Below are 26,088 nucleotides of genomic sequence, written 5' to 3' on the forward strand. Positions count from 1 at the left end.
CGAGGCAAGCAGGGGATTGCGTTGGGGATCGAAATAGGCAATCATGCATTTCTTCGTGAATATGCACCAAAGGGGATCTTGGCAGTGAATGGCGATCGTTTAACAAACAATTTGGGGAGACTGTCGGCGGCGGTAATGCTGGCGGCGTGCGTGTGTTGCGTCTGGCCATGCCGGGGTGCGATCGGAACCGTGGAAAGCCTGGCGGAACTGGCGGCCGCGGCCGCCGCGGCCGGGCCCCGCAACGTCGCCGTGGACCTCGAGGCAACGGTGCTGTGGTCGAGCGCCGCCGGGGGGCGGCTGATCCTCCACGATGCCGGTGCAACCCTGCTGCTGGAACTCGACCTCCCCTGCCCGATGCCGGCGCAGGGCGACCGGTTCCGCCTGGAGGGCGAATGCGCCGCGACGCGGGCGCGCGATGCCATCATGCTCGCGCCTGTTCCCGTGGTGGAAAACAACGGGCTCCATGCCCTGGATGAGCAGTCGGGGGAAATCCATCTGGAAGCCGGGCGGCATCCGGTTCAGGTGTTCTGGTTCAACCGGACGGACGAACTGGGGCTGGAAGTGGAATACGAAGGACCGGGGATGGCCCGGCTGCCCATTCCCGACGCGGTTCTCTTTCGCGACGAGCCCGGCACGACGAACCAGGTTAACGGGCTGGAATACCGCTGCTACGAGGGCCACTGGTGGCGTCTGCTGCCCAACTTCGATTTCATGTCGGCCGTCCACACCGGGGTGGTGCATAATTTCGATGCGGAGGTCCGGACCCGCGATAGCCATGTGGGGGTGCGCTTCGGCGGCCATATCCAGATTCCGCAGGCCGGCGACTACACCTTTCATGTCAAGTCCGACGACGGTAGCCGCCTGTTTATCGGGCCGCCCTCGCTGAAGGTGACCACGCTGGCCGGCGGGGTGCTGCCCGCTCCGCAGCCTGCAGCGATGCAGGGGGCTGCCCCGTCCGATCCGGAATTCCAATGGGCGGAAATCGAGGGGAGCGTGGTTGCGGTTCATCGAACGCCCGATGCATACGAGATGGAGTTGATGACGAAGGCCGGGCTGGTGCGCGTCAGGATGGCCGAGGGCCATGCGGTGCCCGACGGGCTCGGGCCGCATGCCCGCATCCGCACCGTCGGGGTGGCCCGGCGGATCCGCAACCTGGCCGGGAACTGGGTGTGGGGCGAGTTTTACCTGCAACGCTTGGAAAACATCGGTCTGCCGCAATCCCGCCCCCAGGCAGGGGACGGGGACGAGAATCTGCCCGTGTTGACCACCATCGGACAGGTCTACCAACTCAGCATCGAAGAGTCGTCCCGCATGTATCCCGTCAAGGTCCGGGGCGTGGTGACCAGCCCGATGGAAAACAATGGCGCCGTGCTTCAGGATTCTTCGCGCGGCATCTATGTGGCGCTGAACGGCCCCATCCACTTGCAGGTTGGCGACTATTGCGAAATCGAAGGGACCACGGGGCCGTACCGCTTTTCCCCATACATCGAAGCCTCCCGGGTGGAGGTGCTCGGCGCCGGAAGCCTGCCGGAGCCGGTCGAGCCTTCGTGGGATCAACTGATCAACGGCAGCCTGCACTGCAACTATGTGGAGCTGGAGGGGGTCGTTGCCTCCGTGGGCGGCGACACGGTGGCCTTGCTGACCCGCGGCGGACGGATCAACGTCCGGCTCAATCCATCCGGGACGGCGATGCCGCCCGATGCGCTCGGTGCCACGGTGCGGCTGCGCGGCTGCCTGCGCGCCGATTGGGATGCGATTACGCGGCGAGTCCTGGTTGGCAGCATCTTTCTCGACCAGCATTGGGTCAGCGTGGTCGAGCCGGCCCCGGCCGATCCGTTCGCCGTTAGCTACAAGAAAGTGGGCGACCTGCTCCAGTTCGATCCCCTGGCCGGCGCCTTGCACCGGATCCGGGTTTGGGGAACGCTCATCCATAAGGGCGAGGAGGTCTGCTGCCTGCTGGACGGGGGCTACGGCCTCCGGTTTCTGCCGATCGACGGGCTGGATGCCGAGGTGGGCGACATGGTGGATGTTTCGGGGTTCCTGGAATTGGGCGGAACGGCCCCGGTGCTGCGGGAGGCCATTACCCGCAGAACGGAACACGGGGGGCTGCCGGCGCCTGCCCGGTTGCCCGCCGACCACCTCGTCCGGGACCAACACGATGCAACCTTCGTGAAGGTTGAAGGCGTGTTGCTCGGCATCAGCGCCCAGCCCGGAAGGCATGTGCTGGAGCTGCAGAATGGATTGCGGCGGTTCGAGGCCGGGTTGGACGGCGATTATGATTTGGGCGACCTGGCGACCGGCAGTCTGCTGGAGCTGACCGGCGCCTACATCGGGCTTGGTGGCGACCGGGTGCTGGGACGGCCGATCGATTCGTTCAAGCTGCTGCTCAACAGCGCGGCCGACATCGTTGTCCTTTCACGTCCGCCCTGGTGGACGCTTGAACGCCTGTTGAGCGTGGTGGGCCTGCTGGCCGCCGTATTGGTTGCCGCCGCGGTTTGGATCACGTCGCTCCGCAGGACGGTTGAACAGCGAACCGCGGAGCTGGGCAACCAGATCCGCGAGCGGCAGCGGGCCGAGCATGACCGCGAAATCGAGCAGGAGCGCGCCCGGGTTGCCCACGACCTGCATGATGATCTCGGCGCCCGCCTGACCGAGGTGAACATGCTGGCCTCGCTAGTCGGCAGCCCGTACAACACGCCCGAGGAGCGGAGGAAATACGCCGACCAGATGAAGTCGATCGCGTTGCATATGGTGACCTCGCTCGACGAAATCGTGTGGGCGGTGAATCCGCGCAACGACAAGGTGTCGTCCCTGGCCGGCTATTTCGGGGCCTACGCCCAGCGGGTGCTGGAGCTGGCATCGATCAAATGTGGATTGGATATTGACGAAAAGCTTCCGTCCCTTTCGCTGGATCCTGTGTTCAGGCGGGAGGTTTTCCTGGCCTTCAAGGAGGCGCTGGCGAACATCATCCAGCATTCACGTGCCAGCAAAGTCTGGTTGCGCATTGGGATTCAAGGGACCGACCTGGTGGTTGTCGTGTCCGACGACGGCTCGGGTTTCATGCCCGGCGAACGCAAGGACGGGGCCGATGGGCTGGCCAACATGACGGAGCGCCTCGCGGCACTCCATGGCGAATGCGCCATCGAAAGCGATCCGGAAAAGGGAACCACCGTTCGCCTTCAGGCACCGATACCGGGAGGGCTGGAATGATCAAGGTTGGGATCGTCGAAGATAACCGAACGCTGCGCGAAGGGTTCGAAACCCTCATCAACCGCTCGGGCGATATGGAATGCGTTTGCACCTGCAGTACCGTGGGGGAAGCCTTGAAGCAGATCCCCAAGGCCAGGCCCGATGTGGTGATGATGGATATCCAGTTGCCCGATGGCACCGGGATCGAATGCACCGCCAGCATCAAGGAGCAGCTCCCGGATGTGCAGGTGGTGGTGGTGACGGTCTATGAGGATTCCGACCGGATTTTCCGGGCCCTGCAGGCCGGTGCATGTGGCTATCTGCTCAAACGGGCCAACCCGGAGCGCATCGTCGAGGCCGTGCGGGAGGCCCATGACGGCGATGTGCCCATGACGCCCGAAATTGCCCGGAAGGTGATCGGGCAGTTCCAGGCGCAGGCCCAGACCTCGTCGGACGTCGAGAAGCTGACATCGCGCGAGAACGAAGTGTTGCGGCACGTGATGCACGGCATGACGAACAAGGAGATTGCCGAACACATGTGCGTTACGGTGGCCACCATCAAGTTCCACCTCCAGCACATCTATGAAAAGCTGCATGTCCACTCCCGCACCGAGGCCGCGCTCAAGGTCCAGCAAGCATCCGATGCCGGCTAGCGGGGGGGGGGGGAGCGCATGATGATGGAGTTTCGGGAAATTTCTTTCGGGTCGGATGAATACTTGCTTGAACTTGCCCTGCGCGAAGGCGTGCTGCGCAAGCCCCTTGGCCTCTCGCTTTCGAACGAAGACCGTGGCAATGAGAGGGGCCAATTGCACTTTGGATTGTTCGCGCCCAATGGCGATTTGCTGGCCTGTGTCGTTGCGGTTCCGTGTTGTTCGGATGGAGCCAAAATCCGTCAGATGGCTGTTTCCACCTCCCATCAGAGGAGCGGGCTTGGGCGAAAACTCATGGCTGGGCTGGAAGAAAACCTTAGGGGGCGCGGCTTTCGCCGGCTGGTATTGAATGCCCGAGCATCGGCGGTCGGGTTTTATGAAAAACTGGGATACGCCGGGATGGGCGAAACGTTTTTGGAGGTGGGCCTTCCCCACCTGAAAATGGGGAAAACCATCTAGCCACCGCATGGAGCCATCCATTTCGGTTGCACTAGTTTCAAGGGTTATTCCTCGTAGGAAATTTCGATGCATTTGGATTCGGTGATGATCATGTCCATCTGCAGATCCTGCTCATCGAAGGGGATCGCGGGCATGCACTGGAAGTCGAAGCAGATGCCGACCCGCAAGGCGTTGTAGAGGGGCAGTAGCTCGGCATAGCACTCCTCCTCGCGCCCGATGCGTTCGCCGGAGTGGCCAAAGGCAATGCCCGGCACCAGGATCAGATCGATTTCATCCTCTTCGGCAAAGACGGGGTCGATGGGTTCAACGCCGCCAAAGCGGTTGCGCTTGAAGTTTTCGCCCATGCGGGCCAGCCGGTAGACGCCGCGTTTTTCATCGAATGCCGGAATGTAGAAGGTGCGTTCGGGATCGGTCATGATCCGGGCGATGTCGACGTCGTCCGGCAATGGGGCATAGGCACCGATCGTCTTGGCGTTTAGGTAGGCTTTTTGTCTCTTCAATCGTTTAACGGCCACAAAACCGTTGGCTTCGAGAATCGGCATTCCCATGCCTGTTTTCTGCGAAGCAATGAAACTGCGCATTTCGTCTTTAGTCATTTTTTTTCTCCCTGAACAAGCCCTGATCTTTTCACATCGGGTTTGTGGGTGCAATATTCCCGTGGTGTCGGCGTTTGGCTTATTTGGAGATGCTTATGAAACGGATTCTATTTCTTGTCCTGTTGTTGGCGGCGGGGGCTTGTTTTGCGGCGGAGCCGGAGCTGCGCAGCTGGGTGGTCGACGGCGTGAAACGCGAGGCGCTGGTGCATATGCCCGGGGGCGAAGCGCCCGTGCCGCTGGTGTTTGTTTTCCATGGCCACGGCGGGAACATGCGCAACGGCGCGCGCAGCTTCCGGATCCATGAACTCTGGCCGGAGGCAGCCGTGGTCTATATGCAGGGGCTGCCGACGCCCGGGCAACTGACCGATCCCGAGGGAAAAAAGAATGGCTGGAATTCCAATCCGTCCGATGCGGCCAACCGCGACCTGAAGTTTTTCGACGCGGTCTATGCCTCGTTCCAAGGCCGGATCGACACCAACCGGGTTTTCAGTACGGGCCATTCGAATGGCGGCGGTTTCACCTATTGCCTCTGGGCGGCGCGCGGGGAGCGGCTCCGGGCCGTTGCGCCTTCGGCCGCGGTGGCGGGAAAGGCGGCGAAACTGCTGAAGCCCAAACCGGTGCTGCATGTGGCCGGCACGAACGACAAGCTGGTGAAGTATGCCTGGCAGAAACGCATGATGGCGTTTCTAAAGAAAAACAACGGCTGTTCCGCCGAGGGGCAACCGTGGCATTCGTCCGGCGATCTGACGGGAACGCGCTATGCCTCCCAAGGCGGCACACCGCTGGTCACGCTGATTTCGCCAGGCGCCCACACGTTCCCGGCCGCCGCACCCGCCTTGATCGTCCGCTTTTTCAAAACCGACGGCGTTGGACGGTAGAACCGCACCGATTCCATTATTCGATAAATTGGCATTGAATTACCTGTTTGGTCGCTGTATCCCTTTTGGCGTTAATTCATGTACAGTAGTGTGCATGTTTCTGGTTTCACCCAAAAAACGGAGTTGCACACCATGGATGCGGTCTTGCTCGCACGTATACAATTCGCCCTGACCATCGGGTTCCACTATATCTTCCCGCCGCTGACGATCGGCCTTGGCTGGATGATCTTCATGTACAACACGCGCTACCAGGAAGGGGACAATCCGGTGTTCCGCCAGCTGGCGCAGTTCTGGACCAAGGTGTTCGCCATCACCTTTGTGATCGGGGTCGCGACCGGCATCACGATGGAATTCCAGTTCGGCACGAACTGGGCGAACTATTCGCGCTTCGTGGGCGACATCTTCGGGGCGCCGCTGGCGGCCGAGGGGGTGTTCGCCTTCTTCCTGGAATCGAGTTTCCTGGGCATCCTGCTCTATGGGCGCAAGAAGGTGTCGCAGAAAATGTACTGGTTCTCCAGCCTGATGGTGGCCGCCGGGGCAACGATGTCGGCCTTCTGGATCGTGGTGGCCAACTCCTGGCAGCAGACGCCGGCCGGATTCGAGCTGGTTACGGAAACCATCAATGGCATCGAAGTGCAGAAGGCCGTACTGACGAACTTCTGGGAAGCGGTGTTCAACCCGTCCACGCTCCCGCGCTATTCCCACGTGATTACCGGCGCGTTGACCGTCGGCGTCTTCTTCATTCTCGGCACGTCCGCCTGGCAGGTGCTGAAGGATCGCAACACCGAGTTTTTCCGCTTGTCGATGCGCACGGCGGTCGTCCCGTGCTTCGCCGTCATTATGCTCACGATGATCGTCGGCCACAAGCACGGCCACCAGGTGGCCGAAACGCAACCGGCCAAACTGGCCGCCTTCGAGGGCATCTGGGAAACGCAAACCCATGCGCCGCTCATGCTGTTCGGCCTGCCCGACCAAGAGGGGGAGAAAAACCATTTTGCCATTCAGGTTCCGGGCATGGTGAGTCTGATGGTCGGCGGCAAATTCGATACCGAAATCCAGGGCCTCAAGGATTTCGCCCCCGAAGACCGCCCGCCGGTGGCCATTTCGTTCTGGTCGTTCCACCTCATGTTCTACATGGGCATGTGGATGGCCTTCATCGCCTTCGTCGGGGTCATCTTCTGGATCAACAAAAAACTGCTCGACCATCGCCTCTACCTGAGGCTGGCGGCGCTCACCGTCCCAATCCCGTTCCTGGCGAACGAGGTGGGCTGGATTGCCGCCGAGGTGGGGCGCCAACCGTGGGTGGTCTACAACATGCTACGCACCGAAAAGGCCGTTTCGGTTTCCGTGCCCGCCGGACAGATCCTCGCATCCATCATTATGTTCTCGCTGATCTATTCGCTCTTGTTCGGCCTATGGATCTATCTGCTCCGCCGCCAGTTCCATAAGGGGCCGGACGCACTCGAAACATTTCAAACGGAGGTGAACTAAAATGGAAGCACTGCAAATCACCTGGTTCCTTCTCGTCGGCATTCTCGTCATTGGCTACGCCATCCTCGATGGCTTCGATCTCGGCGTTGGTTTCTGGCATCTGTTTGCCAAGAAGAAAGGCGAACGCTCCGCATTCATCGAGTCGATCGAACCGTTCTGGGACGGCAACGAAGTTTGGTTGCTCACGGGCGGCGGCGCCTTGTTCGCCGCGTTCCCGCCGGTCTATGCGTCCGTCTTCAGCGGGTTCTACCTGGCGATGATGCTGGTGCTGCTCGGCCTCATCTTCCGCGCGGTGGCCATCGAATTCCGCAACAAGGTCGATAGCCCCGGCTGGAGAAAGGCCTGGGACTTCGCCTTCGCGTTCGGCAGCATCCTGCCCTCCGTTTTGTATGGCGTGGCGATCGGCAACATCCTGCGCGGCCTGGAGCTGAGTCCGCTCGGCGACTATACCGGCGGTTTCTTTGCCCTGCTCAATCCCTTCGCCCTGAATTGCGGGTTGGTCGGGCTCAGCATGTTTGCACTCCATGGCGCACTCTACCTTTCCATGAAGCTCGACGGCGCCATTGCCGCCGAGGCGCGCAAGTGGGCGGCCAAGACGTGGTATGTCTTCCTGCTGCTCTTCATGCTGGCCGTTGGCTATGGCATCAAGAACTGCATCTATGGCATCAAGGCGATCCCGATGGTGCTGGTGATCCTGGCCCTGGTCTCGAACTCGGCGGTCTTCATGTTCAACAAGAAGGGGGCGGCCAAGGCGGCGTTCCTGTCGTCGTGCTTCACCATTGCCCTGGTTATGCTGGCCGTGGCCGGCGCCCTGTTCCCGTCCATGGTGCCCTGCACCAACAATCCGGAATGGAGCCTGACGGTCTTCAATTCCTCCTCCTCGCAGTTGACGCTCATCTCCATGCTCGTCATCGCCCTCATCGGCATGCCGATCGTGCTGGGCTACACCTGGTTCATCCACCACGTCTTCAAGGGCAAGGTGAAGGTAAAGGACGATTAAACCTCCTGGAGCAACAGTGCTTAACAGCAACCTAAATTTCAGCATTTTTCACGGCGGAGTTAGCAGCGATGAGCAACTTTCTCATGACCGCCGTAAGCGCGACCATTTTTGGGCGGTGGTTTTCATTTACCAGACGCTGGTAGAACTCGCGAAGAACTGGGTTGTATGTCCTGGCATTCATGGCAGCCATGTACAGGCAGGAACGCAACCTTCGGCGCCCGCCACAGACATGCCGCCTGCCGGACTTGCCCCCGCTGTCCCGGTTGAAGGGGGCGAGTCCCGCCAGCGACGCGATTTCCCTGCGCGAAAGCGTGCCGATCTCAGGGAGGTGGGCGAGCAGGGTCACCGCATTGACGATGCCCAGGCCTTTGATGGACTGGATACACTTGGCCTTCTGCGTCATGGTTGCGTCTTCGGCAAGGGTATCTTTGATTTTCGCTTCGATTTTCTCGAGCTGCTTTTCAAGCCACTTGAGATGCTGCTTGATCAGTCTGACCATCTCCGGCTCGTCGGCAGTTCCCAAGCGGTTCTTCTCGGCCGTATGCATGTCGCTCAGGTGCACCCTTCGATCAACGAGGGCGGTGAGCCTGCGCTGCGTCGCCGAAGGCTTCTCGGAGGGCTTGGGGTCGGTGTGCGACGCGAAGTCGCGGATCATCCGCGCGTCGATCGGATCGGTCTTGGCGATCTGCCCCATGCCCAGCGCGAAGTGCCGGACGCGCGACGGGTTCACGATGCTCGCGGTGCCGCTGGCGGCCATCACCATCCAGGCGGCCATGCGTTCGTAGCCGCCCGTGGACTCGAAGACATAGTGGGCGCTGCCCGCCCAGTTCATCAGCGCCGTGGCACCCTCGCAGGTGTTGTCGAAGCGACGCGCTGTTTTTCCGTTGAAGGCATCCAGATGCTTCTTGGAAACATCGACGCCACAGTATACTTTTTCCTTGTTCATATTTGCTCCTACTTGCTAATGCGAGCTCGCTCGTACGGCTCATGCAACAGTTCGAGTTCAATATGGCAACCATCCGGCGGATCCGGGCTCCAGAACGTTCGCCAAAGGCGAACCAGTGCGGCACGATCTCACCGGACGGGAACCTCTCCCGGCTGGCCGGCCGGGGGAGGCACTCCTCTACGAGGATTGCACAACCCCTTTCACGGGAAAAAGGATTTCTCCGACGTTATAGAAATTCATTCTCAAAATCCTTTTTCCCTACCTGTTTTGAGTTGGTTGGAGAAACATACAAGTGCGGCGGGAAGTGAAACGCCACGCCGCTTTCCGTCTGCAAAGAGCGGTGTCGCCCGTTGGTTGCCACCGCACTCCCGCGTTGCCTCAAAAATAAATGACACCGTAGAGGTGCGGATGAGGAGTCGTTTGACTGCATTAATGGGTACCCTCTAATTCGGGGGTTGTCAAGGTGGGGAGGCAGTCGGGGAACCCGGGTTCCCCGACTGCGGCGGACTCGCCGGTTTTCTTCATTTTTTCGATCTTGCGACGTCGGCGCTGGATGCGATTGCCCAGCTCGAAAGGGTCGAGCGTTTCGTATTCGCGTTGCAGAGCAGCCTCCTGTTGTTCGCCAAGGATGCCGCTGACCTTCAGGCGGTCAAAGGGCGTGGCGGGGGCATCGTATTTCTTTTTGTACCGGCTTTTGACGCGAACCTTGCTTTTTAGCTTGAACGAGGGTTTGAAGAAGTTGTTGAGCCGTTCCCAGTCGCGGTAGAGTGCGTTGAGCTCTCTGATCATGGCCGGGTTGTCGAGCCGGTCGTAGCCGAGCAACTCGCGCACGTGCGTCCAGTTCTTTTGTTCGACATGGGCGTTGTCGTTCTTGTGGTACGGTCTGCTGCGTGTAAAACAGACGGGCTGTTTGCGTTGCAGGAAGTAGCGCGTGAGATGGTGGTTGAGGAACTCGCTGCCGTTGTCGCAGTCGAAGCCCAGGATGGCGAAGGGCAGCTTGTTTTCCACGTCGTGGGTTTGGTGCATCACGCCTTCAGCGCCTTTGTTCCAGACCGCGCGGGTTACCGTCCAGGTGCTTATGATGTCCGTATAGGTGATCGACCAGATGAAGTCCCCGCTCATCGATCCGCCACAGTGGGCTACTGTGTCGGCTTCGAGATAGCCGGGCCGGTCGATGTCCTCGGTGGAGGTGCGGATTGGGATCTGATTCTTGAGCAGCGAGCCGGGCTTGGTACCGGTATTGCGCCTTCGCTGGTACTGCGCTTTGAAGGGTTTGAGCACCCGGTCGATGCTTGCCGGGCTGATTCTCAGTAGCTTTTCACGGCATTCGGTCGATAGCGGTTCGTAATGTTTTTCATAGTGCTTCAGCCAATGTGGCATAGCAGGCTTGAGGCGCTTCCCGCACAGTTGTCCAGAACGAAGCCACAGAGTTTTGAGGGTCTTGCGCAATTCAGCAGAGTCGTACTCGCCTTTGCGGCCGCGTTTGCCCCTGGAGGGCGTAAACGAGTCGTTGAGCAGCTTGGTGGCATGCTTGCGATCATAGCCGCATACCGCGCATACTTCATCGAGCAACCGGGTCTTGTAGGCCTTTTCCGCGCGCCTATAGCGGCGTTTTTGTACCGCGATGTATTCCATTCTGGTTTCGCAACTCATCTCTTTCATCCTCCCTGTATACAGGGTGTGATTTTTTGTGAGTCAACGAATCCTTTCCGCCCGCATCCTATCGGATGCTTCGGTGTCATTTAATTTGAGGCAACTCGCTCCAAGACGTTTTTTAAAAACTACATTTTAAATCCGTTCGTAAATGCTACCGTCCTAGCGCATGAATGAATGGGGGAAAAAATTGAGGATACGGCTGCCGGCCATGTTGCTGCTGGCAGCCACGTTGCTTTTCTGGGGCCTCTACGACCGCTACGCGCTGGACGGGGACGTCCTGCTCGAGTCGCCGGCGCTGGCCGATGCCACCCGGGTGCGCGGCGACTGCACCGGAACCAATGGCCACTTCAGGCTGACCGTCCACGAAGACGGCAAGATGGCGAGCATCAATTTCCGCCTGCCCGGTGCCTCGGACTTCAGGATGATCCGCGTGCGCTGCCGCATCAGGACCGCGGATGTTGTGCCGGGAAAATATTCCTGGCGCTGCGCCCGCTTGCTGCTGACGCAATACGATGCGAACAACAAATGGATCCCCGGCCAGCATGGCCTTGTATCGCAATGGGGGACCGGGGAGTGGTCGTTCCACCAAGAGGTCTTTGCCACGATTCCCGGGGCGGCCCATGCCGATGTCGTCATCCAGCAATCCGGGATTTCCGGAACGGCGGAATTCGATTCCATTGCGGCCGAGCCCGTCAGGTTGAAAAAAACGTTCTTTGTTTGGCAGGGCGTCTTCGCCTTCCTCTGGGTGGGCATGGCAGGCCTCTATTATCGCCGTTGCCGTCTTCATAACCGCAGGTTGCGCCTCCTGATCCTCTTGAACATATTCGCCATATTGTTCGGAACCCTCATGCCCACGGTGGTCATCCAGAAAGGAACGGATGGACTGAAGGAGTCCGTCGCCAAGGCGATCCAAAAGCGATCGCAATCCAAACCCGCTGCCGCCCCGGAAACAACGATCAAGAAAAAGCCCGTGGATCACGACGTCCATGAAACGAAGCGGATCGACCGGTTCAACGAGGCGGTGGACGGTGCGCACGTCGCCGGGCATTTCGTGCTCTTTTCCTCGCTCTGTTTCCTGGTCTATCTTTCCGCCGCGCTCGAAGGGCAGCATCGCTCCTACTATTTCAAGGTCGCGTTCGACATCCTGCTCTTCGCCGCCATCACCGAGTCGATGCAGAACCTGACGCTCGACCGCACCGCCGGCCTTTCCGACTGGCTCACCGATGTCTACGGCATGGCCCTGGCCTTTGGGGTTTTCCTGGTGGTCCGATTCTTCATGCGGAACGTGCTTAAGCGCCATTAGTGCTCTGCGCCGTGCCCGGAGGACAAACGAAAGCCCCGCTCGAAGGCGGGGCTTGATGGTACGGGATGTTCAGGGTTTATTTTTTGCTGTATGTATAGATCCAGCCATCTTCGTCAACCATGGTCATCGTACTCCCGGAAAGCGAATAGCTATGGTCGGTGAGTCCAGGGAACGTGAGGGTGTCGCCGGAACGTTGGTAATCCACGTTAAACTTAATAATTCCTTCGGCTTCGAATTCCAAGCTCGTTACGTTTCCGCTGGCGTCTGTGGTCGATAGGGTGCTGTAATTTGTTTCCACGTCACACGAGCCATCGGAAAAGAAGGTGAACCGTTCATAATATCCTTCTGCCGTCGGGAACGATATGTCGTAGGATCCTGCCTGGAGGCGGGTGAGTTCGTAGGTTCCAACAACCGTGGAACCATCTCCTCCACCTCCACCGTCATCGTCGTTGCAGGAGGTCAATGCCATCGTACAGCAAACGATGAGGGCCAAGGTTGCGGTGCGCCGTGCGAACTTTAGCCAGTTTCTTTCGGTCTTCATTTGTTTTCCTTTAGTGATGGTTATTTCTTCTGGAACGTAAATTTATAGGAGGGTCCTTCAACGACGATGGTTCCGCCCGAGATCGAAACCGGCCAATATTCTCCATTGTCAAAATGGAGCTCATTGCCTTTCAAGGAATAGCTGCTGGATTCTTTGAAATACTCCCCGCCTTCGAGGTTTTCCTCCCAGGTCATCGTGCCATCGTCGGTGAATGTGAGCGTCCAGAAATACTCGCCCGAGGGTAGGGTGGTGGTTCCTTCCGGTGTTACCATCTCGATGCATTCCCAGGTGCCGATAATCGACGACGTTGTACCCTCTCCATCCCCATCATCATCTCCGCATCCAGTCAACGCGAAGCCGACACATGCGACGATTGCGAGGGTTGCGGTGCGGCGTGCGAGTTTTCCCCATTTGTTTTCAGTTTTCATTCAGTCTCCCTGTCAGTTGAGGCGTTTCCGCCGTTGGTTGGTCATCCCCTATTAAAGTATGTACGCATAATACGTAATTTGGGCAGGGGAACTGTTCAAGCAAAAACAAACAAAGAATTCATTGTTAGTGTATTGTTTGAATTTGCATTTAAATACTCATTAATATTTCGGAAATAATTGTCGAAAAATTCCCGTGCTTGGTCGGGAGGTTTGCCGCATGGATTCGGCGGCTTCCAGGGCTTTGCATTCGACGTTTGACTTGCCTGGGCTGGCTTCCTAGTATTCAAGCCTATCAAGCATTGTGCTTGGAGCAACAGGGAGTCCTCTTATGAATTTGCGCGTGGTTTTTCCGCTGATGGCCGGTGTTTCCATCGTTCTGTTGAATGGCTGCGTTTCGGTGGGGCCCGACTATGAAGAGCCGGAGGCCGGAATGCCGGATGCTTGGCATGCGGCGGTGCAGGACGAATTCAAGACCGGCGAACCCGACCTGCAAACCTGGTGGACGGTCTTTGGCGACGATACGCTGAATGGTCTGATCGAGCGTGCCGCCACCAACAACCTGGATCTCAAGACCGCCGTGGCCCGGATCGAACAGGCGGCGGCGCTGCGCGGAGTGAGCGCCAGCCAGTATTGGCCCGATATTTCCGCCGGCGCTTCGGCCACCGCCTTCCGGACGGCCGAATATGAATCGGCCACCGGCGCAAGCCAGTCCGGTGAGCGATACGGAGCCGACCTGGGCATGGCGTGGGAGCTGGATTTGTGGGGCAGGGTGCGTCGTTCGGTGGAATCGGCCGATGCTTCGCTGCAGGCTTCCGTTGAAAACTATCGCGATATTCTCGTGATGCTCTATGCCGACATTGCCGCCAGCTACATCGATGTTCGAACGTTGCAGGAGCGGATCCTCTTTGCGAAAAACAACCTCGAAGCGCAAAGCAAGACGTTGGAGCTGACCCAGAACCGCTTTAATTCCGGATTGGTTCCGGCGCTCGATGTTTCGCAATCCCAACTGAACCTGTCGCGCACCCAATCGCTCATTCCGCCGTTGTTCCAGTTGAAGGTGGCGGCCGTTAACCGGCTGAGCGTGTTGATGGGGGCAATGCCCTATGCCCTGGAGCAGGAGCTCGAACAAACCAAGCCGATTCCTTCCGCGTCGGGCGATCTCGTGGTGGGGGTGCCCGCCGAGCTGTTGCGCCAGCGGCCCGATATCCGCCGCGCCGAACGCGAGTTGGCGGCGCAGCATGCGCGCATCGGCTCCACCAAGGCCGAGCTTTACCCCACGTTGACCCTGCCGGGAACCTTGGCGGTCGGCTCCATCGGGGACGGTTATTCCACCAGTTACGGTTTCGGGCCGCAGTTGCGCTGGAGCCTCTTTAACGGCCAGCGCATCCGTAGCCAGATCAAGGCCGAGGAGGCCGGCACCAAGGCCGCGCTGCATGCCTACGAGCAGGCGCTGCTGCTCGCCCTCGAGGAGGTGGAGGGTTCGATGTCGGCCTACGCCAACGAAAAGGATCGCATCGAATCGTTGAAAGTGGCGGCCACCTCGGCGCAAAAGTCGGTGGATCTGGTGACCCAACTCTACACCTCGGGGCTGACCGATTTCCAGAATGTGCTCAACATGGAGCAGGCGTTGCTGGAACAACAGGATGCCTTGGCCACCAGCAAGGGGCGGGTTAGCGCCAACCTGGTTGGGGTCTACAAGGCGCTGGGCGGTGGCTGGAATATCCCGGCGGAAGAGGAATGAGCAACCAGCCTCATCCCATCATCGATGCCGTGTTGAAAGGGCGGTTCAGCGCCCTGCTTATTACCCTGGCCCTCATGTTTCTGGTTGGCCCCCTGATTCCCGGCGACCAGGTTCTGCTCGACAAGACCTTCGGGGTTTTCATTATGCTGGTTCTCGTCAGTTGCCTGCGGGCAATTGCGCGCACCCGCCGCTTCCTGGTTTTCATGGCCCTCTTCACCCTGCTCAACATCGTGGTCGGAAGCGCGGAGATTTTCAGCGATATGGAGACCGATGCATTCCGCTCCATGGTGCTGGTGCTGCGCTCGGCCTATTTCGTGGTCGTGTTTTTCAGCATCATGCGCTATGTGCTCGATAGTTCCCCGGTGACGGGCGACAAAATCTGCGGGGCGATCTCGGCCTATATGATGATCGGCGTCGTTTGGACATTTGTCTTCACCCTGTTCCACCACCTCGATCCGGCCAGCTTCGAAATCCCGGCGGCTTTGCTGTCGGGCGACACCATCAACAGCACCTGGGCCTTCTACTTTAGCTTTGTCACGCTGACGACGCTGGGTTATGGCGATATCACGCCGCTCACTCCGGGTGTCCAGTCCTATGCCATCATGGAGGCGGCCATCGGCCAGGTCTTCCTCGCGGTCATCGTGGCCCGCCTGATTGCCCTGCACATCACGCACGTGCGGGATCCGGAGTAGGCCGGGGGCCCGCCACCTATTTGGGAGCGGTTTCCGGCAACGACTCGACCTCCACGGTTTCCATCCAGCGCTTGAGCGCCGGCCACCCGCGGAATCCGGTGAGGCGGTTGAAATAGCGGTAGCCGTCTCCGTAGTCGGGGTCTTCGCACTCGGTGATGCCATGCAGGATGTCGACATGGTTGCGGCGGCGGCAATATTCCGCGGCGGCTTGCTGGCAGATCCCCTCGTGCACCCAAAGCGGCGCGCTTTCCAGGCGGGCGTAGTGCTCGTGGATCAGGTCGTGCATCAGCTCGTGCAGCGCGGCGGCCCGGAAAACTTCGTCGTGGAGGTGGTCGACGATGTAGATGGTTTCGTTCTCCTCGCTTGTGTGTTCTTTCCAGATGCCGAACAGCTTGCGGCTGGTGACGGTGACCTGCCGGCTGTAGAGGCCCCGGATGGAAACGTTCGAGTCGGTCTTCCGAATATCCTGGGAGAGCTGCCGCATCCGGTTGCGGTCGACCAGCTCGAGCTTCGGCACGGAGGCCAGTTCGGTGGACGTCCAGGCCTGGAGATGTCGCAGGGCGAGGTCGTAGTTGCGTTGCGCCGTCTTCTGGGTCTTGACCGCCCAGCGCATGCAGCGGTTGCAGATTTCGCGCCCGTCCTCCAGTTTGGCGGGGTAGGCGGCCGGCAGGCCGCACGAAAAGCAGACGGGACTTTTCTCGACGCACGTTTCGCAGTATTGGTGGCGCGTCACGGTGTAGCCGCGATGGATCGGGGTGGCGCAGATTTCGCACTTGGGCAGGGTGGTGTCGATGCATGCCTGCGAGCAATAAATCTGTTCCCCGGAGGTGAAATGGCTGCCGTGTATCGTTTTTTTGCAGACGGAGCATTGCGGCCGCAACCGGTCGACGCAGATCTGCGAGCAGCAGATGCGTCCATCATAGTTCCAATGGTTCCGCGGAAGTTTGCCTCCGCAAACCTCGCAGCGGTTCGCCTTGCGCGCGCCCGCCGCCATGGCGCAGCAGCACGTGGCGGTGAAGAGTCTTCTGCTAAACCGGTTGGACATGGCTGCACTCTACGCATTCGCTCCCGCAAAAGCACACGTTTTTTATTCCATTGGTTTCAACTTCGGGCATAAAGTCCCCGAATTCTGTGAAAGGGGCTTTTATGAACGATAGGCAGACCATGGTGATTTCGGTGATGGATCGGGATCGCCCCGGCATTGTGGCGGAGGTCACGGAGGGCATCAGCAAGCTGGGGGGAAACCTGGCCGACTTGCGCGAATCCGTGCTGTGCGGCTATTTCACGATGATTCTCGTGGCGAATTTTCCCCTCGATGTTTCAGCGGAGGCGGTCGAAAAAACCTTGGCCGAAGGGACCTCCTCGCGCGTCTCCGTCGAGCCGGCGCAAGGGGAGCTGGCCGAGGCCGGCGATGCGGACCAGGTCTACGTGCTCTCCGCCGTGGGGCGCGATCGCGTTGGCTTGGTGGCGCAGGTTTCGCGCTTTTGTTGCGATCGCGGCATCAACATCCTCGACCTGGCTTCGCATGTCGAAGACCACCAATACACCATGATGCTGCAAATCGACCTCTCGAACGTCGGGGCACCGGAACCGTTCGAGAACGAGCTCGCCTCCTTCGGGAAAGCCAACGACCTTATCCTGGTGCTGCAACACAACGATATTTTCCGCGCAACCAACGAGATTTAAACCATGATTCGATCCGACCAAATTCTTAAGACCGTCGAAATGATCCAGAAGGAACACCTGGATGTCCGTGCGGTAACCATGGGCATTTGCCTGCTCGATTGCCGCACCGGCGATGCCGAATCCACGGCGATGAAGATCGGCGACAAGATCAAGCTGCTCGCCGGCAACTTCGTGGAGACCTGCGACCGCATCGGCGGGAAGTATGGCGTGCCGGTGGTCAACAAGCGCATCTCCGTTACACCGATTGCCCATGTGGGCGCCGGGTTTTCGCGCGATGGTTTCGTGCTGCTGGCGAAGGCGCTCGACGATGCCGCCGCCGAGGTGGGCATCGACATTATCGGCGGCTATTCCGCCAACGTGGAGAAGGGCATCAACCAGGGCGACATGAACCTGATTCGTGCGGTGCCGGAGGCGTTGGCCACCACGGGGAAAGTCTGCTCTTCGATCAATGCCGGCTCGACGCGCCACGGCCTCAACATGGATGCCGTGGCCATGCTTGGCCAGACCGTCAAGGATACCGCCGAGGCCAGCATCGATGCCCATGGTTTTGGGGCCGCCAAGTTTGTGGTCTTCGCCAACCAGCCCGGCGACAACCCCTTCATGGCCGGCGCCATCCACGGGCTTGGCGAAGCGGAGGCGGTCATCAACGTCGGCGTCAGCGGCCCGGGTGTGATTGCCCGTTCGCTGGAACGCAAGATTGCGGCCGAAGGCGCGGAAAACCTGGGACTCGACGATCTCGCTGAAGAGATCAAGCAGGCCACCTTCCGGGTAACGCGCTGCGGCGAGTTGGTCGGACGCCAGGTGGCGAAGGCGCTTGGGCTGCCCTTCGGCGTGGTGGATCTCTCCCTCGCACCGACACCGTCGGTGGGCGACAGCGTGGGCGAAATCCTCCAGATCCTCGGGGTGGACGACATCGGCGCGCCGGGCTCCACCGCGATCGTGGCCATGCTCAACGATGCCGTCAAGAAGGGCGGATCTTTTGCCTCGCAGAGCGTGGGCGGCCTTAGCGGCGCATTCATTCCCGTGATGGAGGACTCCGTCCTGGCCGCGGCCGCGGAATCTGAATGCCTGACCCTTGAAAAGCTCGAAGCCATGACCTGTGTCTGCTCGGTCGGGCTCGACATGGTTCCGATTCCCGGAGACACCTCTCCCGAAACCATTGCGGCCATCATAGCCGATGAACTGATGATCGGGGTGATCAATTCGAAAACAACGGCCGCCCGCTTGATTCCGGTGCCGGGCAAGGCTGCGGGCGACTTTGTCTCTTTTGGGGGTCTTTTTGGTGAAAGCGTAGTCCTTCCGGTGAGAAATACAGGGAAATCGGCACGTTTTGTGCGTTTTGGGGGAAGGATACCTGCACCGATCCATAGCCTTAAGAATTAAAGGAATTGGAGAAGACCATGAATAAACAGTACCTGCTGATAGTGTTCCTGTTCTGTTTTTTCATTTGGACCGCCTTGGTCGACAACTGCGTGTTGCCATCGATGGACAAGCTTCAGGAGCGATCCGGCCTTTTTTCGCACTATCGCACCAGGGAGGTTGGCCGGAACGGGAAGTTCAACCTGCTGAAGGATGAGCTGGTGGTCTACGTCCATGTGAAGAGTCGCGAGGAAATCTACTACATCGAGCGCACGCCCGCGTTCGAGATGGTGCTGAAAAACGTGGCACCGGGTGCCCGGGTTAAGCTCGGCTATGCAAAGCGCTTTCCCAAGGTCTGGAAACAGACGCTCTATTCGATGGAAATCGAAGGGCAACCCTTGATCCAACTTTTCCCATGGCGGTTGGCCGATAAGCAGCGGTACAATTGGAAGGTCACCGGTGTGGTGGCCGGCTTGTTCGTGTTTCTCGGTGTTCTCGGTTTCATCAACAAACCCCGCGGCGGTCGCAGGGTGTGATGGTTGGACGACCTGCCAAGCACAACGTTGCGCCGCTGGTAAAGCTGGGAGGAATTCTTGCCGTGCTACTGGCCGGTTTGGGGGGGGCGTTTGTGGTCACAACGCAGCCTTCCTGCACGCGGCATCCGGAAACCGCCGAGCACGTGGCCCCCGCGCGCTTGCGCGATCATGTTGAAAAGCTGTCGGTGGACTTCGCCCCGCGCAACTACAAGCGCGTCTGGAACCTGGACAAGTGCGCCGACTATATTGGCGGCCATTTCGAGCAGGCCGGCGGAAAGGTGGCCGAACAGACCTACGAGGTCGAGGGGAAGACCTATCGCAATGTGGTTGCCTCGTTCGGGGGCGAAAGCCGCTCGCGCATCGTGGTGGGGGCGCATTACGACACCTATCGGGACACGCCGGGCGCGGACGACAACGCCAGCGCCGTGGCCGGCCTGATTGAGCTGGCCTATCTGCTGGGGCGCGCCGATCTTCCGCAACGGATCGACCTGGTGGCCTTCACGCTGGAGGAGCCGCCCTTTTTCCGCAGCGGCAACATGGGCAGTGCGCGCCATGCCCATGGCTTGCGCAAGGGCGGGAAAGAGGTGGAGGCCATGGTGTGCCTCGAAATGATCGGCTACTTCAGCGACGCCAAAGGGAGCCAGCGCTATCCTTCGGCCCTCCTAAAGGGGTTCTATCCGGATACCGGTAACTTCATCGCGGTGATCGGCTCCTTGGGCGATCGGAAGCTGGCCCGCAACATCAAGGATTCGATGCGCGGCGCCACCGATCTGCCGGTGCATGCGATGTGCGCTCCCAGGGATTTTCCCGGCTTGGATTTTTCCGACCACCTCAACTATTGGAACCAGGGCTATCCCGCCGTCATGGTAACCGATACCGCCTTCATGAGAAACTTCGCCTACCATGGTTCCAACGATACCGCCGACCGGCTTGACTACGACCGCATGGCCAAGGTGGTGCTCGGCGTCTACGAAGCCGTTTTCCGCCTCGCCAGTACGGAGCCGTAAGGCGGAGCTACTCCCGGAGTACGACGATGGCGTTGAGCAACGCGTTATTAGTGGAGGCCGTGAAGCCGATGTTGAGCGTTCCGTCGCTGACCGTGGCGGTGAAGGTGCGGTCGTAGGCGACCCATTGCCCGGGAGCGGTGGCAAAGAGGTCGAGGTTTTCGAGCACCAGCGAACCCTCGATGAAGACATCGAAAATCCGTTTGTTGGCCTGGCTGAAATAGGTTTCCGCAAATTTCAGGTGGACGGTGTAGGTTCCGTTGTCGACCGGGATGTTGTAGGCACTGTGCCCGGAACGGGCATAGTTGTAGAGCAGGTCGTCGTCGGTGTTGGCGACGGCGTTGCCGGGGAAGGCGTCAGTATGTCCGCCGGTGTAGAAGCTGTCGGCCAGATAGGCGGTTCCGTCGCTTCCGGTGAAGGCCGATCCGCCGCAGTTGATGGCAACGGCGGTGGACGCCGGTGGCGGTGCGTTGGTTGCGGGCAGGATGGCAATCCGCGCATAGCGGGTAGGGTTCGTTGCGTCGGGCAGGAGCCGCACGGTGGCGAGTTCCGTTTCGGCTGACTCGGGGGCCACCGATACGGATTCCACCCAGTTGGAGTGGGTTTCCCAGACGTCCGTAACCAGGTTGGTGCTGTGCTGGACGGTGATGAGGCTGTTGCGTTCGGTGCTCCATCGGCGGTGGGTCAGCTCAAGGCCATCGCAAGTCAGCGCCAGCCACTCGCTGGAGTTGCCGTAGTCGCGGGCGAGGAAGCGGACGATGCGCCGCAAGACCTCCTTGTTGTCTTCTTCGTTGATGTCCGAGCCGGGGCCGTTGTTCCACATCGGCTGGCGGTCGAAGATGGCGACGATGTTGCCACGGCCGACGGTGCAGTGGGCGATGACCGCCCATTCCGGGTTGGAGATCGCGATGCCGCGCGTGTCGATCGAAAGGGCACTGCCCGAAACCTTGTGGGCTTCGTCGAGCGGAACCAGCGCTTGCGCATTGCCGGAGGGATCGATGGCGACCGGCGAAACGCCTTCGCCTTCGAACACGGGCTGGTCCCAGACGATGGGGTTGGGCGAATGGGGGGAGGAGGTGTAGGAACGAACGCCGCCGCCCTGGTCGACCGCGACCTCCATCCCGTAGGCGGAAAGGATATTGTTGACGGCGGTTTGGCCGGTCGGGTTTTTGATGCCGACCACGTTGTATTTTCCGCCGGCTGCCGAGTCGCTGTACATCAGGATGCCGCCGCCTGCCCGTATCCAGTCATCGAGCGCCGCCTTTTCGGGGGCGGTCCATACCTTTTGGTGGAGGCCGAACACCACGACATCCAGCGGGGCGAGGAAGGCGGCGTCGAGCAGGGTGGTTTGGTCGTAGTGCTGGGAAATCGAATAGCCTTCGGCTTCGACCATCGCCTTGAACTGCGAGCAGCCGGTGTTCCCCGCATCCGTCAGCAGCATTTGGTCGTAGGCCGCCGCCGCGCCCGAGGGAATGGTTCCATCCTCGGCCACGTCGCCATGGAGGTAGGCCACGCTCTTTGCCGAAAGTGTTTGGGCCGCAGTGAGAACGGCCAGGCTCTGGATCATCAAAAGGAATCGCTTCATGGGCTGGATCATAGCTGCTGTTTAGATCATGTACAGGCAACGGACGGAAAATCGTGGGGTCGTGCCCCGGGTGAAAAGCTTTATTCCCCGATTGCATTACCCGGGCGAAATGATAGGTTTGCGCCCGTTTTCAAAGAAAAGGAGTTCTCAAATGATTGAACCAGGAAATACTTATGTCGTAATGGGCCTGCTCAATACCGACTCGATCGCCTATGCCGCCGGCAAAATGATCGAGGATCTGGGCGGGAAGGTCATCTATACCGTGCAGAGTGAGCGCATGAAGCGCATCTTTTTCGACCGCAGCCCCGACCTGACGCAGGAGGAGAAGGACGCCATGCGTTTTGAATACTGCGATGTCACCGTCGAAAACGAAGTCCGCAACCTTTTCGCCAAGACTGGCCCGATCAACGGGGTGCTGCACTCCATCGGTTTCGCCAACCCGAAAACCTGCCTGGGCGACTCCATGTATACCCCCGCCTACGAAGACATCAAGCAGGCGTTCCACATCAGCTGCGCCTCGCTGGCCACCGTCTCGCACTTTGCCCTCGAAAAGATGGAAAAGGGCGGCTCGATCGTTACGCTCTCGTTTGAATCGCAGGTGGCCTTCCCGTACTACAACTGGATGGGCGTCAACAAGGCCGCGCTCGAAGCCCTGGTTCGTGCGCTCGCCCGGGAATACGGCCGCGAGCACGTCCGTGTGAACGCCATTTCCGCCGGACCGCTGGCCACCAAGGCCGCCAAGTCGATCCCGCACTTCGCGCACCTGGCCAAAACGTGGCGCCAGATCAGTCCGCTCCCGTGGGATGTGGTCAACGATAAGAAGGAGGTCGCCAACGCGGTGGTCTTCATGCTCGGCAAATATTCCAAGAAGATCACCGGCCAGACGATCTACGTCGATGGCGGGGCCAACAATGTGGGCGGTGTGTTGCTTCCGAGCGAAAAGCCGCTGATGCGCACCCCGGCCAAGGAAGCCGCGAAAAAGAAAACGGCCAAGAAAAAGGCTGTTGAAGACAAATAATTGAACGACTAGTGGGATGTGGGGCGTGATTGGGTTCACGTCTCACTTTTCACGTATCAGGGGAAACACCATGGGACTGAGTGTAGGCATTGTCGGACTTCCAAACGTTGGGAAATCCACCATCTTCAACGCATTGACGCGCCAGCAGAAGGCCGAGGCGGCGAACTATCCGTTCTGCACCATCGAACCGAACAAGGCCGTGGTGCCCGTTCCCGACAAGCGTCTCGACAAACTCGCCGAAATCGCCAAGTCCCAGAAGGTCATCCATGCCACCGTCGATTTCGTCGATATCGCCGGCCTCGTGAAGGGGGCCAGCCAAGGCGAGGGGCTGGGCAACAAGTTCCTCTCCAACATTCGCGAAACCGACGCCATTCTCCAGGTGGTACGTTGCTTCGACGACGGCAACGTCGTGCACGTCGATGGTTCCATCGATCCGATCCGCGACATCGAGATCATCGAGGCCGAGCTGATTATTGCCGATTTCCAGATGATGGAAAACCGGTTGGGCCGTGTGCAGAAGGCCGCCCGGGCCGACAAGGCGATTGCCGCCACGCTCCCCGCCTTCGAAGCCCTGCTCAAGCATTTGGGCGAAGGCAACATGGCCTACAAGTTCGAAGGCAAGGATTCCGAGCAGGGCAGGATCATCTTCAAGGAATCGCAGTTCCTGACGGATAAGAAGGTGATCTACTGCTGCAACGTCGACGAAGACGGCCTGCTTGAAGACAACGACTATGTAAAGTCCGTCCAGGCCTATGCCGCCGCGCGCGGCGCCGACGTTGTGAAGATTTGCGCCAAGATGGAAGAGGATCTCAACGGCATGTCCGAAGAAGAGCGCAACGAATTCCTCAAGGAGTACGGCGTAGCGGAAAGCGGACTCGACCAGATTGTCCACACCGGCTACCACACCCTCGGCCTCATCAGCTACCTGACCCAGGGGCCGAAGGAAACGCGCGCCTGGACGATCCGCCGCGGCGACACCGCGCCCCGGGCCGCCGGCGTCATCCATTCCGATTTCGAGCGCGGCTTCATCCGCGCGCAGGTGATGTCGTACAACGACTATGTTGAAAAGGGGGGCGAGGCCGCCTGCCGCGAGGCCGGCCTGCTCCGCACCGAGGGCAAGGAATACATCGTCAAGGACGGCGATGTGATCGAGTTCCTCTTCAACGTCTAGCTCTCACGTGGGGCGGGCATCCGTGCCGGCCCGCCGCAGCACCTCGTTATTTCCAGCTGTCGTAGGCGTCGTCGCCTTTGCTGGAAACATCGCCGCGCCCATTCTTGGTGATGAGCTCGCCATCCTTGTTGATGATGACCAGCATGGGAATGCCCCGCACTCCATATTTGCTCGAGAGCGCGCCTTTATGGTCGTCGCCGAAGGGGAGCGCCAGCCAGGGCATGTCCATATCCTCCATATATTCATACATGGCGGCCTTCTCCCGGTCTGAACTGACAAAGACGATCTCGAACGGTTTGTCCTTCTGCTGCATTTTCTTGTGGAACTTGACCAGCTCCGGCGTAAAGGCGCGGCAGGGCGGGCACCAGTGGGCGGAAAAATAGATGCCGATGGTTTTGCCGGCGAGGGCATCGACCGAAACCTTCTTCTTGTCGGCATCCCGGAGCTCGTCCCCGAAGAGGGCGTAGATGGCATCGGGGGCTTTCGGAACGTCCTTCACGTCCTCCGCATCCTTGGCGAACGGATTGGAGAGCGTTTGCGCCAGTTGCTGGTCTTCCATGATCAGCTTGGACCGTGGAATCCGCTTTTCCTCGCCGTCGGCGGTCCTCAGATAGACGGTGTCGTATTTGAGTTTGACGAATTCGGCCTCGAGCGTGGTTCCGGCCGTGCTCGTCCAGGTGCGCATTTCGGCCTGAGCCAGCAGGCAGGTCGTGGCAACTACGATCAGACAATGTGCTATTTTCATGATTTTCCTCGTGTTGTTAATCCCGGTTGCCATTTTTATATAATTGAACGACATGGCAAGTTAATTGAGCTTTAGGTTTCGGGTACGTTCGCCCGCTGGTGAAACCCATTGCAAATGGGATTCTTTTAAGAGGTGTGCAACCGAGGCCGGGTGGTGTGGCAACCCGTCGCCGATCATGGAAACGGTTGTTAGCATACCTTGAAAATTCTGTTTACAAGACCGGATATTCAAGGTAGGTAAAGCGTATGGTTGAACGTGCGAAAGAGTTGGCGGAACTCGGCGGACTGCTGGAAAGGCACCGCGTGGTTGGCGTCATAGGCGCTCGGCAGGTGGGTAAGTCCACCTTGGTGGCTGAATATTTGGAATCCATGGATTGCCCGACGCATGCGTTTGACTTGGAAGATCCGCAGGATATGGCGCGCCTGGCCGAACCGATGCTGGCGCTGCAGGATCTGAAGGGGCTGGTTGTGATCGACGAGGTTCAGCGGTATCCGGATCTTTTTCCCGTGCTTAGGGTATTGGCCGACCGTAGGCCGAGCCCTGCACGGTTCCTGGTTCTAGGCAGTGCTTCACCGGAATTGCTGAGGCAAAGTTCGGAATCGCTTGCCGGCCGAATATTCTACCATGAACTCGGCGGATTTTCATTGGAGGAAGTCGGCGTTGGTCTGGCAGACCGATTATGGTTGCGCGGAGGGTTGCCGCGTTCCTTTCTTGCCCGTTCGCACAAGGAAAGCTTTGAAAACCGTATTGGCTACGTACGGACCTTTCTTGAGAAGGATTTGCCCCAGTTGGGGGTCAATGTCAGCGCTGTCACCATGCGTCGTTTTTGGACAATGCTGGCGCACTGGCACGGTCAGATATGGAATTCCTCCGAACTTGCCCGGTCATTCGGCGTTGCCGATACGACGGTGCGGAGCTATCTCGACCAGCTGACCTCCGCGCTGGTGGTGCGCCAGCTATTGCCATGGCACGAAAACATTTCCAAACGCCAGGTCAAGTCGCCCAAGGTATACATTGCCGACAGCGGTGTATTGCATGCGCTATTGAATTTGCCGGAGCGTGCCGATCTGGAGGCACATCCCAAAAGCGGGGCTTCGTGGGAAGGCTTTGTGCTCGATCAGATCATCCGCCACCTGGGCGCCCGTTCGGAGGAGTGTTTTTTTTGGGCAACCCATGCCGGTGCCGAGCTTGATTTGTTGGTTGTTCGAGGTCGGAAACGCCTGGGCTTTGAGATCAAACGCACCACTGCGCCGAAGGTGACGCCTTCGATGCGTCACGCCCTGGCCGACCTGAAGCTTGACCGGCTCGATGTACTGCATGCGGGCGACCACACCTTTCCGTTGGCGGAAAACATTCGAGCAGTCTCGATCAAACATTTATTAAACGACATCGCCCCGTTGTAGAAGTGGAGAAG

General features: G+C 59.4%; 24 protein-coding genes. 16 read left to right on the forward strand and 8 right to left on the reverse strand.

What is annotated here, in order from left to right; all coding sequences use genetic code 11:
- The first annotated feature begins 135 nt into the window (after positions 1–135).
- Genes E9954_RS20290 through E9954_RS20300 form a run of 3 tightly spaced genes read left to right on the forward strand, consistent with a single transcriptional unit; the run spans position 136 to position 4,298 of the window.
- Positions 136–3,210, forward strand: coding sequence for an ATP-binding protein (locus tag E9954_RS20290; RefSeq protein WP_136081096.1), 3,075 nt, complete (start codon positions 136–138; stop codon positions 3,208–3,210).
- Complete coding sequence (locus E9954_RS20295) at positions 3,207–3,842, forward strand: response regulator transcription factor (RefSeq protein ID WP_168442446.1); 636 nt, start codon at positions 3,207–3,209, stop codon at positions 3,840–3,842. The genes E9954_RS20290 and E9954_RS20295 overlap by 4 nt, the downstream gene beginning before the upstream one ends.
- 18 nt (positions 3,843–3,860) lie before the next feature.
- Complete coding sequence (locus tag E9954_RS20300) at positions 3,861–4,298, forward strand: GNAT family N-acetyltransferase (RefSeq protein ID WP_136081098.1); 438 nt, start codon at positions 3,861–3,863, stop codon at positions 4,296–4,298.
- 44 nt (positions 4,299–4,342) lie between these two features.
- On the opposite strand, the gene E9954_RS20305 is transcribed toward E9954_RS20300, so the two are convergent.
- Positions 4,343–4,894, reverse strand: a complete 552-nt coding sequence (locus tag E9954_RS20305; protein WP_136081099.1) for a 5-formyltetrahydrofolate cyclo-ligase — start codon at positions 4,892–4,894, stop codon at positions 4,343–4,345.
- Positions 4,895–4,989: 95 nt separating this feature from the next.
- Here E9954_RS20305 and E9954_RS20310 point away from each other — a divergent pair, with 95 nt between their 5' ends.
- The 3 genes from E9954_RS20310 to cydB all read left to right on the forward strand — a co-directional run bounded on the left by E9954_RS20310 (position 4,990) and on the right by cydB (position 8,263).
- Positions 4,990–5,772, forward strand: a complete 783-nt coding sequence (locus E9954_RS20310) for an alpha/beta hydrolase family esterase (RefSeq protein ID WP_222847255.1) — start codon at positions 4,990–4,992, stop codon at positions 5,770–5,772.
- A 132-nt stretch (positions 5,773–5,904) separates the two neighbouring features.
- Positions 5,905–7,263, forward strand: coding sequence for a cytochrome ubiquinol oxidase subunit I (locus E9954_RS20315; RefSeq protein ID WP_136081100.1), 1,359 nt, complete (start codon positions 5,905–5,907; stop codon positions 7,261–7,263).
- A 1-nt stretch (position 7,264) separates the two neighbouring features.
- A complete protein-coding gene (gene cydB, locus E9954_RS20320) occupies positions 7,265–8,263 on the forward strand; it encodes a cytochrome d ubiquinol oxidase subunit II (RefSeq protein WP_136081101.1) in 999 nt (332 codons plus the stop codon).
- Between the two features lie 31 nt (positions 8,264–8,294).
- Here cydB and E9954_RS20325 read toward each other — a convergent pair whose 3' ends face one another.
- Positions 8,295–9,209 (reverse strand): IS110 family RNA-guided transposase, encoded by a 915-nt coding sequence (locus E9954_RS20325; RefSeq protein ID WP_136078431.1) that lies wholly within the window; start codon positions 9,207–9,209, stop codon positions 8,295–8,297.
- A 429-nt stretch (positions 9,210–9,638) separates the two neighbouring features.
- Positions 9,639–10,862: a DDE-type integrase/transposase/recombinase gene (locus E9954_RS20330; RefSeq protein WP_136077388.1), complete on the reverse strand. Its 1,224-nt coding sequence runs from the start codon at positions 10,860–10,862 to the stop codon at positions 9,639–9,641.
- 190 nt (positions 10,863–11,052) lie between these two features.
- On the opposite strand from E9954_RS20330, the gene E9954_RS20335 reads away from it, so the two are divergent.
- Positions 11,053–12,168: a VanZ family protein gene (locus tag E9954_RS20335; RefSeq protein WP_136081102.1), complete on the forward strand. Its 1,116-nt coding sequence runs from the start codon at positions 11,053–11,055 to the stop codon at positions 12,166–12,168.
- Positions 12,169–12,244: 76 nt separating this feature from the next.
- Here E9954_RS20335 and E9954_RS20340 read toward each other — a convergent pair whose 3' ends face one another.
- Entirely contained in the window at positions 12,245–12,709 is a 465-nt protein-coding gene (locus E9954_RS20340; RefSeq protein WP_136081103.1) for a hypothetical protein, read from the reverse strand.
- A gap of 20 nt (positions 12,710–12,729) precedes the next feature.
- Positions 12,730–13,137: a lipocalin-like domain-containing protein gene (locus E9954_RS20345; RefSeq protein WP_136081104.1), complete on the reverse strand. Its 408-nt coding sequence runs from the start codon at positions 13,135–13,137 to the stop codon at positions 12,730–12,732.
- 328 nt (positions 13,138–13,465) lie between these two features.
- On the opposite strand from E9954_RS20345, the gene E9954_RS20350 reads away from it, so the two are divergent.
- Positions 13,466–14,878, forward strand: coding sequence for an efflux transporter outer membrane subunit (locus E9954_RS20350; protein WP_136081105.1), 1,413 nt, complete (start codon positions 13,466–13,468; stop codon positions 14,876–14,878).
- Positions 14,875–15,570 (forward strand): potassium channel family protein, encoded by a 696-nt coding sequence (locus E9954_RS20355; protein WP_136081106.1) that lies wholly within the window; start codon positions 14,875–14,877, stop codon positions 15,568–15,570. The genes E9954_RS20350 and E9954_RS20355 overlap by 4 nt, the downstream gene beginning before the upstream one ends.
- Before the next feature lie 16 nt (positions 15,571–15,586).
- Here the strand turns inward: E9954_RS20355 and E9954_RS20360 are convergent, their stop codons facing one another.
- Positions 15,587–16,615, reverse strand: a complete 1,029-nt coding sequence (locus E9954_RS20360; RefSeq protein WP_136081107.1) for a hypothetical protein — start codon at positions 16,613–16,615, stop codon at positions 15,587–15,589.
- Between the two features lie 101 nt (positions 16,616–16,716).
- Between E9954_RS20360 and E9954_RS20365 the strand changes: the two genes are divergently transcribed.
- The 4 genes from E9954_RS20365 to E9954_RS20380 are packed head-to-tail and all read left to right on the forward strand — an operon-like array spanning position 16,717 to position 20,158.
- Positions 16,717–17,256, forward strand: coding sequence for a glycine cleavage system protein R (locus E9954_RS20365; protein WP_136081108.1), 540 nt, complete (start codon positions 16,717–16,719; stop codon positions 17,254–17,256).
- A gap of 3 nt (positions 17,257–17,259) precedes the next feature.
- Positions 17,260–18,639, forward strand: a complete 1,380-nt coding sequence (locus E9954_RS20370) for a PFL family protein (protein WP_136081109.1) — start codon at positions 17,260–17,262, stop codon at positions 18,637–18,639.
- Between the two features lie 17 nt (positions 18,640–18,656).
- A complete protein-coding gene (locus E9954_RS20375; RefSeq protein WP_136081110.1) occupies positions 18,657–19,151 on the forward strand; it encodes a hypothetical protein in 495 nt (164 codons plus the stop codon).
- Complete coding sequence (locus E9954_RS20380; protein ID WP_136081111.1) at positions 19,151–20,158, forward strand: M28 family peptidase; 1,008 nt, start codon at positions 19,151–19,153, stop codon at positions 20,156–20,158. The genes E9954_RS20375 and E9954_RS20380 overlap by 1 nt, the downstream gene beginning before the upstream one ends.
- Positions 20,159–20,165: 7 nt before the next feature.
- Here the strand turns inward: E9954_RS20380 and E9954_RS20385 are convergent, their stop codons facing one another.
- Complete coding sequence (locus tag E9954_RS20385) at positions 20,166–21,740, reverse strand: malectin domain-containing carbohydrate-binding protein (RefSeq protein WP_168442447.1); 1,575 nt, start codon at positions 21,738–21,740, stop codon at positions 20,166–20,168.
- Positions 21,741–21,891: 151 nt separating this feature from the next.
- Between E9954_RS20385 and E9954_RS20390 the strand changes: the two genes are divergently transcribed.
- Together E9954_RS20390 and ychF are read left to right on the forward strand one after the other, a co-directional pair.
- On the forward strand, positions 21,892–22,758 hold the full coding sequence (locus tag E9954_RS20390; RefSeq protein WP_168442448.1) for an enoyl-ACP reductase FabI: 867 nt from the start codon (positions 21,892–21,894) through the stop codon (positions 22,756–22,758).
- A 70-nt stretch (positions 22,759–22,828) separates the two neighbouring features.
- Positions 22,829–23,929 (forward strand): redox-regulated ATPase YchF, encoded by a 1,101-nt coding sequence (ychF, locus tag E9954_RS20395; protein ID WP_136081114.1) that lies wholly within the window; start codon positions 22,829–22,831, stop codon positions 23,927–23,929.
- A 46-nt stretch (positions 23,930–23,975) separates the two neighbouring features.
- Here the strand turns inward: ychF and E9954_RS20400 are convergent, their stop codons facing one another.
- A complete protein-coding gene (locus tag E9954_RS20400; protein ID WP_168442449.1) occupies positions 23,976–24,674 on the reverse strand; it encodes a thioredoxin family protein in 699 nt (232 codons plus the stop codon).
- A gap of 245 nt (positions 24,675–24,919) precedes the next feature.
- On the opposite strand from E9954_RS20400, the gene E9954_RS20405 reads away from it, so the two are divergent.
- Positions 24,920–26,077 carry an ATP-binding protein gene (locus tag E9954_RS20405; protein WP_136081116.1) on the forward strand — a complete coding sequence of 386 codons (1,158 nt, stop codon included), beginning with the start codon at positions 24,920–24,922 and terminating at the stop codon, positions 26,075–26,077.
- The last annotated feature ends 11 nt before the right edge of the window (positions 26,078–26,088 follow it).

It is taken from the genome of Pontiella desulfatans, assembly GCF_900890425.1.
Classification (GTDB): domain Bacteria; phylum Verrucomicrobiota; class Kiritimatiellia; order Kiritimatiellales; family Pontiellaceae; genus Pontiella; species Pontiella desulfatans.

Bases quoted from the DNA above. Each gene is read 5' to 3' on its own strand.
- E9954_RS20390 (WP_168442448.1), top strand. From the start codon at position 21,892: ATGATTGAACCAGGAAATACTTATGTCGTAATGGGCCTGCTCAATACC.
- E9954_RS20380 (WP_136081111.1), top strand. From the start codon at position 19,151: ATGGTTGGACGACCTGCCAAGCACAACGTTGCGCCGCTGGTAAAGCTG.
- E9954_RS20300 (WP_136081098.1), top strand. From the start codon at position 3,861: ATGATGATGGAGTTTCGGGAAATTTCTTTCGGGTCGGATGAATACTTG.
- E9954_RS20405 (WP_136081116.1), top strand. From the start codon at position 24,920: ATGGTTGAACGTGCGAAAGAGTTGGCGGAACTCGGCGGACTGCTGGAA.
- E9954_RS20345 (WP_136081104.1), bottom strand. From the start codon at position 13,137: ATGAAAACTGAAAACAAATGGGGAAAACTCGCACGCCGCACCGCAACC.
- E9954_RS20325 (WP_136078431.1), bottom strand. From the start codon at position 9,209: ATGAACAAGGAAAAAGTATACTGTGGCGTCGATGTTTCCAAGAAGCAT.
- E9954_RS20385 (WP_168442447.1), bottom strand. From the start codon at position 21,740: ATGAAGCGATTCCTTTTGATGATCCAGAGCCTGGCCGTTCTCACTGCG.
- E9954_RS20370 (WP_136081109.1), top strand. From the start codon at position 17,260: ATGATTCGATCCGACCAAATTCTTAAGACCGTCGAAATGATCCAGAAG.
- E9954_RS20310 (WP_222847255.1), top strand. From the start codon at position 4,990: ATGAAACGGATTCTATTTCTTGTCCTGTTGTTGGCGGCGGGGGCTTGT.
- E9954_RS20290 (WP_136081096.1), top strand. From the start codon at position 136: ATGCTGGCGGCGTGCGTGTGTTGCGTCTGGCCATGCCGGGGTGCGATC.
- E9954_RS20295 (WP_168442446.1), top strand. From the start codon at position 3,207: ATGATCAAGGTTGGGATCGTCGAAGATAACCGAACGCTGCGCGAAGGG.
- E9954_RS20315 (WP_136081100.1), top strand. From the start codon at position 5,905: ATGGATGCGGTCTTGCTCGCACGTATACAATTCGCCCTGACCATCGGG.
- E9954_RS20305 (WP_136081099.1), bottom strand. From the start codon at position 4,894: ATGACTAAAGACGAAATGCGCAGTTTCATTGCTTCGCAGAAAACAGGC.
- E9954_RS20340 (WP_136081103.1), bottom strand. From the start codon at position 12,709: ATGAAGACCGAAAGAAACTGGCTAAAGTTCGCACGGCGCACCGCAACC.
- ychF (WP_136081114.1), top strand. From the start codon at position 22,829: ATGGGACTGAGTGTAGGCATTGTCGGACTTCCAAACGTTGGGAAATCC.
- E9954_RS20350 (WP_136081105.1), top strand. From the start codon at position 13,466: ATGAATTTGCGCGTGGTTTTTCCGCTGATGGCCGGTGTTTCCATCGTT.
- E9954_RS20375 (WP_136081110.1), top strand. From the start codon at position 18,657: ATGAATAAACAGTACCTGCTGATAGTGTTCCTGTTCTGTTTTTTCATT.
- E9954_RS20355 (WP_136081106.1), top strand. From the start codon at position 14,875: ATGAGCAACCAGCCTCATCCCATCATCGATGCCGTGTTGAAAGGGCGG.
- E9954_RS20365 (WP_136081108.1), top strand. From the start codon at position 16,717: ATGAACGATAGGCAGACCATGGTGATTTCGGTGATGGATCGGGATCGC.
- E9954_RS20330 (WP_136077388.1), bottom strand. From the start codon at position 10,862: ATGAGTTGCGAAACCAGAATGGAATACATCGCGGTACAAAAACGCCGC.
- E9954_RS20360 (WP_136081107.1), bottom strand. From the start codon at position 16,615: ATGTCCAACCGGTTTAGCAGAAGACTCTTCACCGCCACGTGCTGCTGC.
- E9954_RS20400 (WP_168442449.1), bottom strand. From the start codon at position 24,674: ATGAAAATAGCACATTGTCTGATCGTAGTTGCCACGACCTGCCTGCTG.
- cydB (WP_136081101.1), top strand. From the start codon at position 7,265: ATGGAAGCACTGCAAATCACCTGGTTCCTTCTCGTCGGCATTCTCGTC.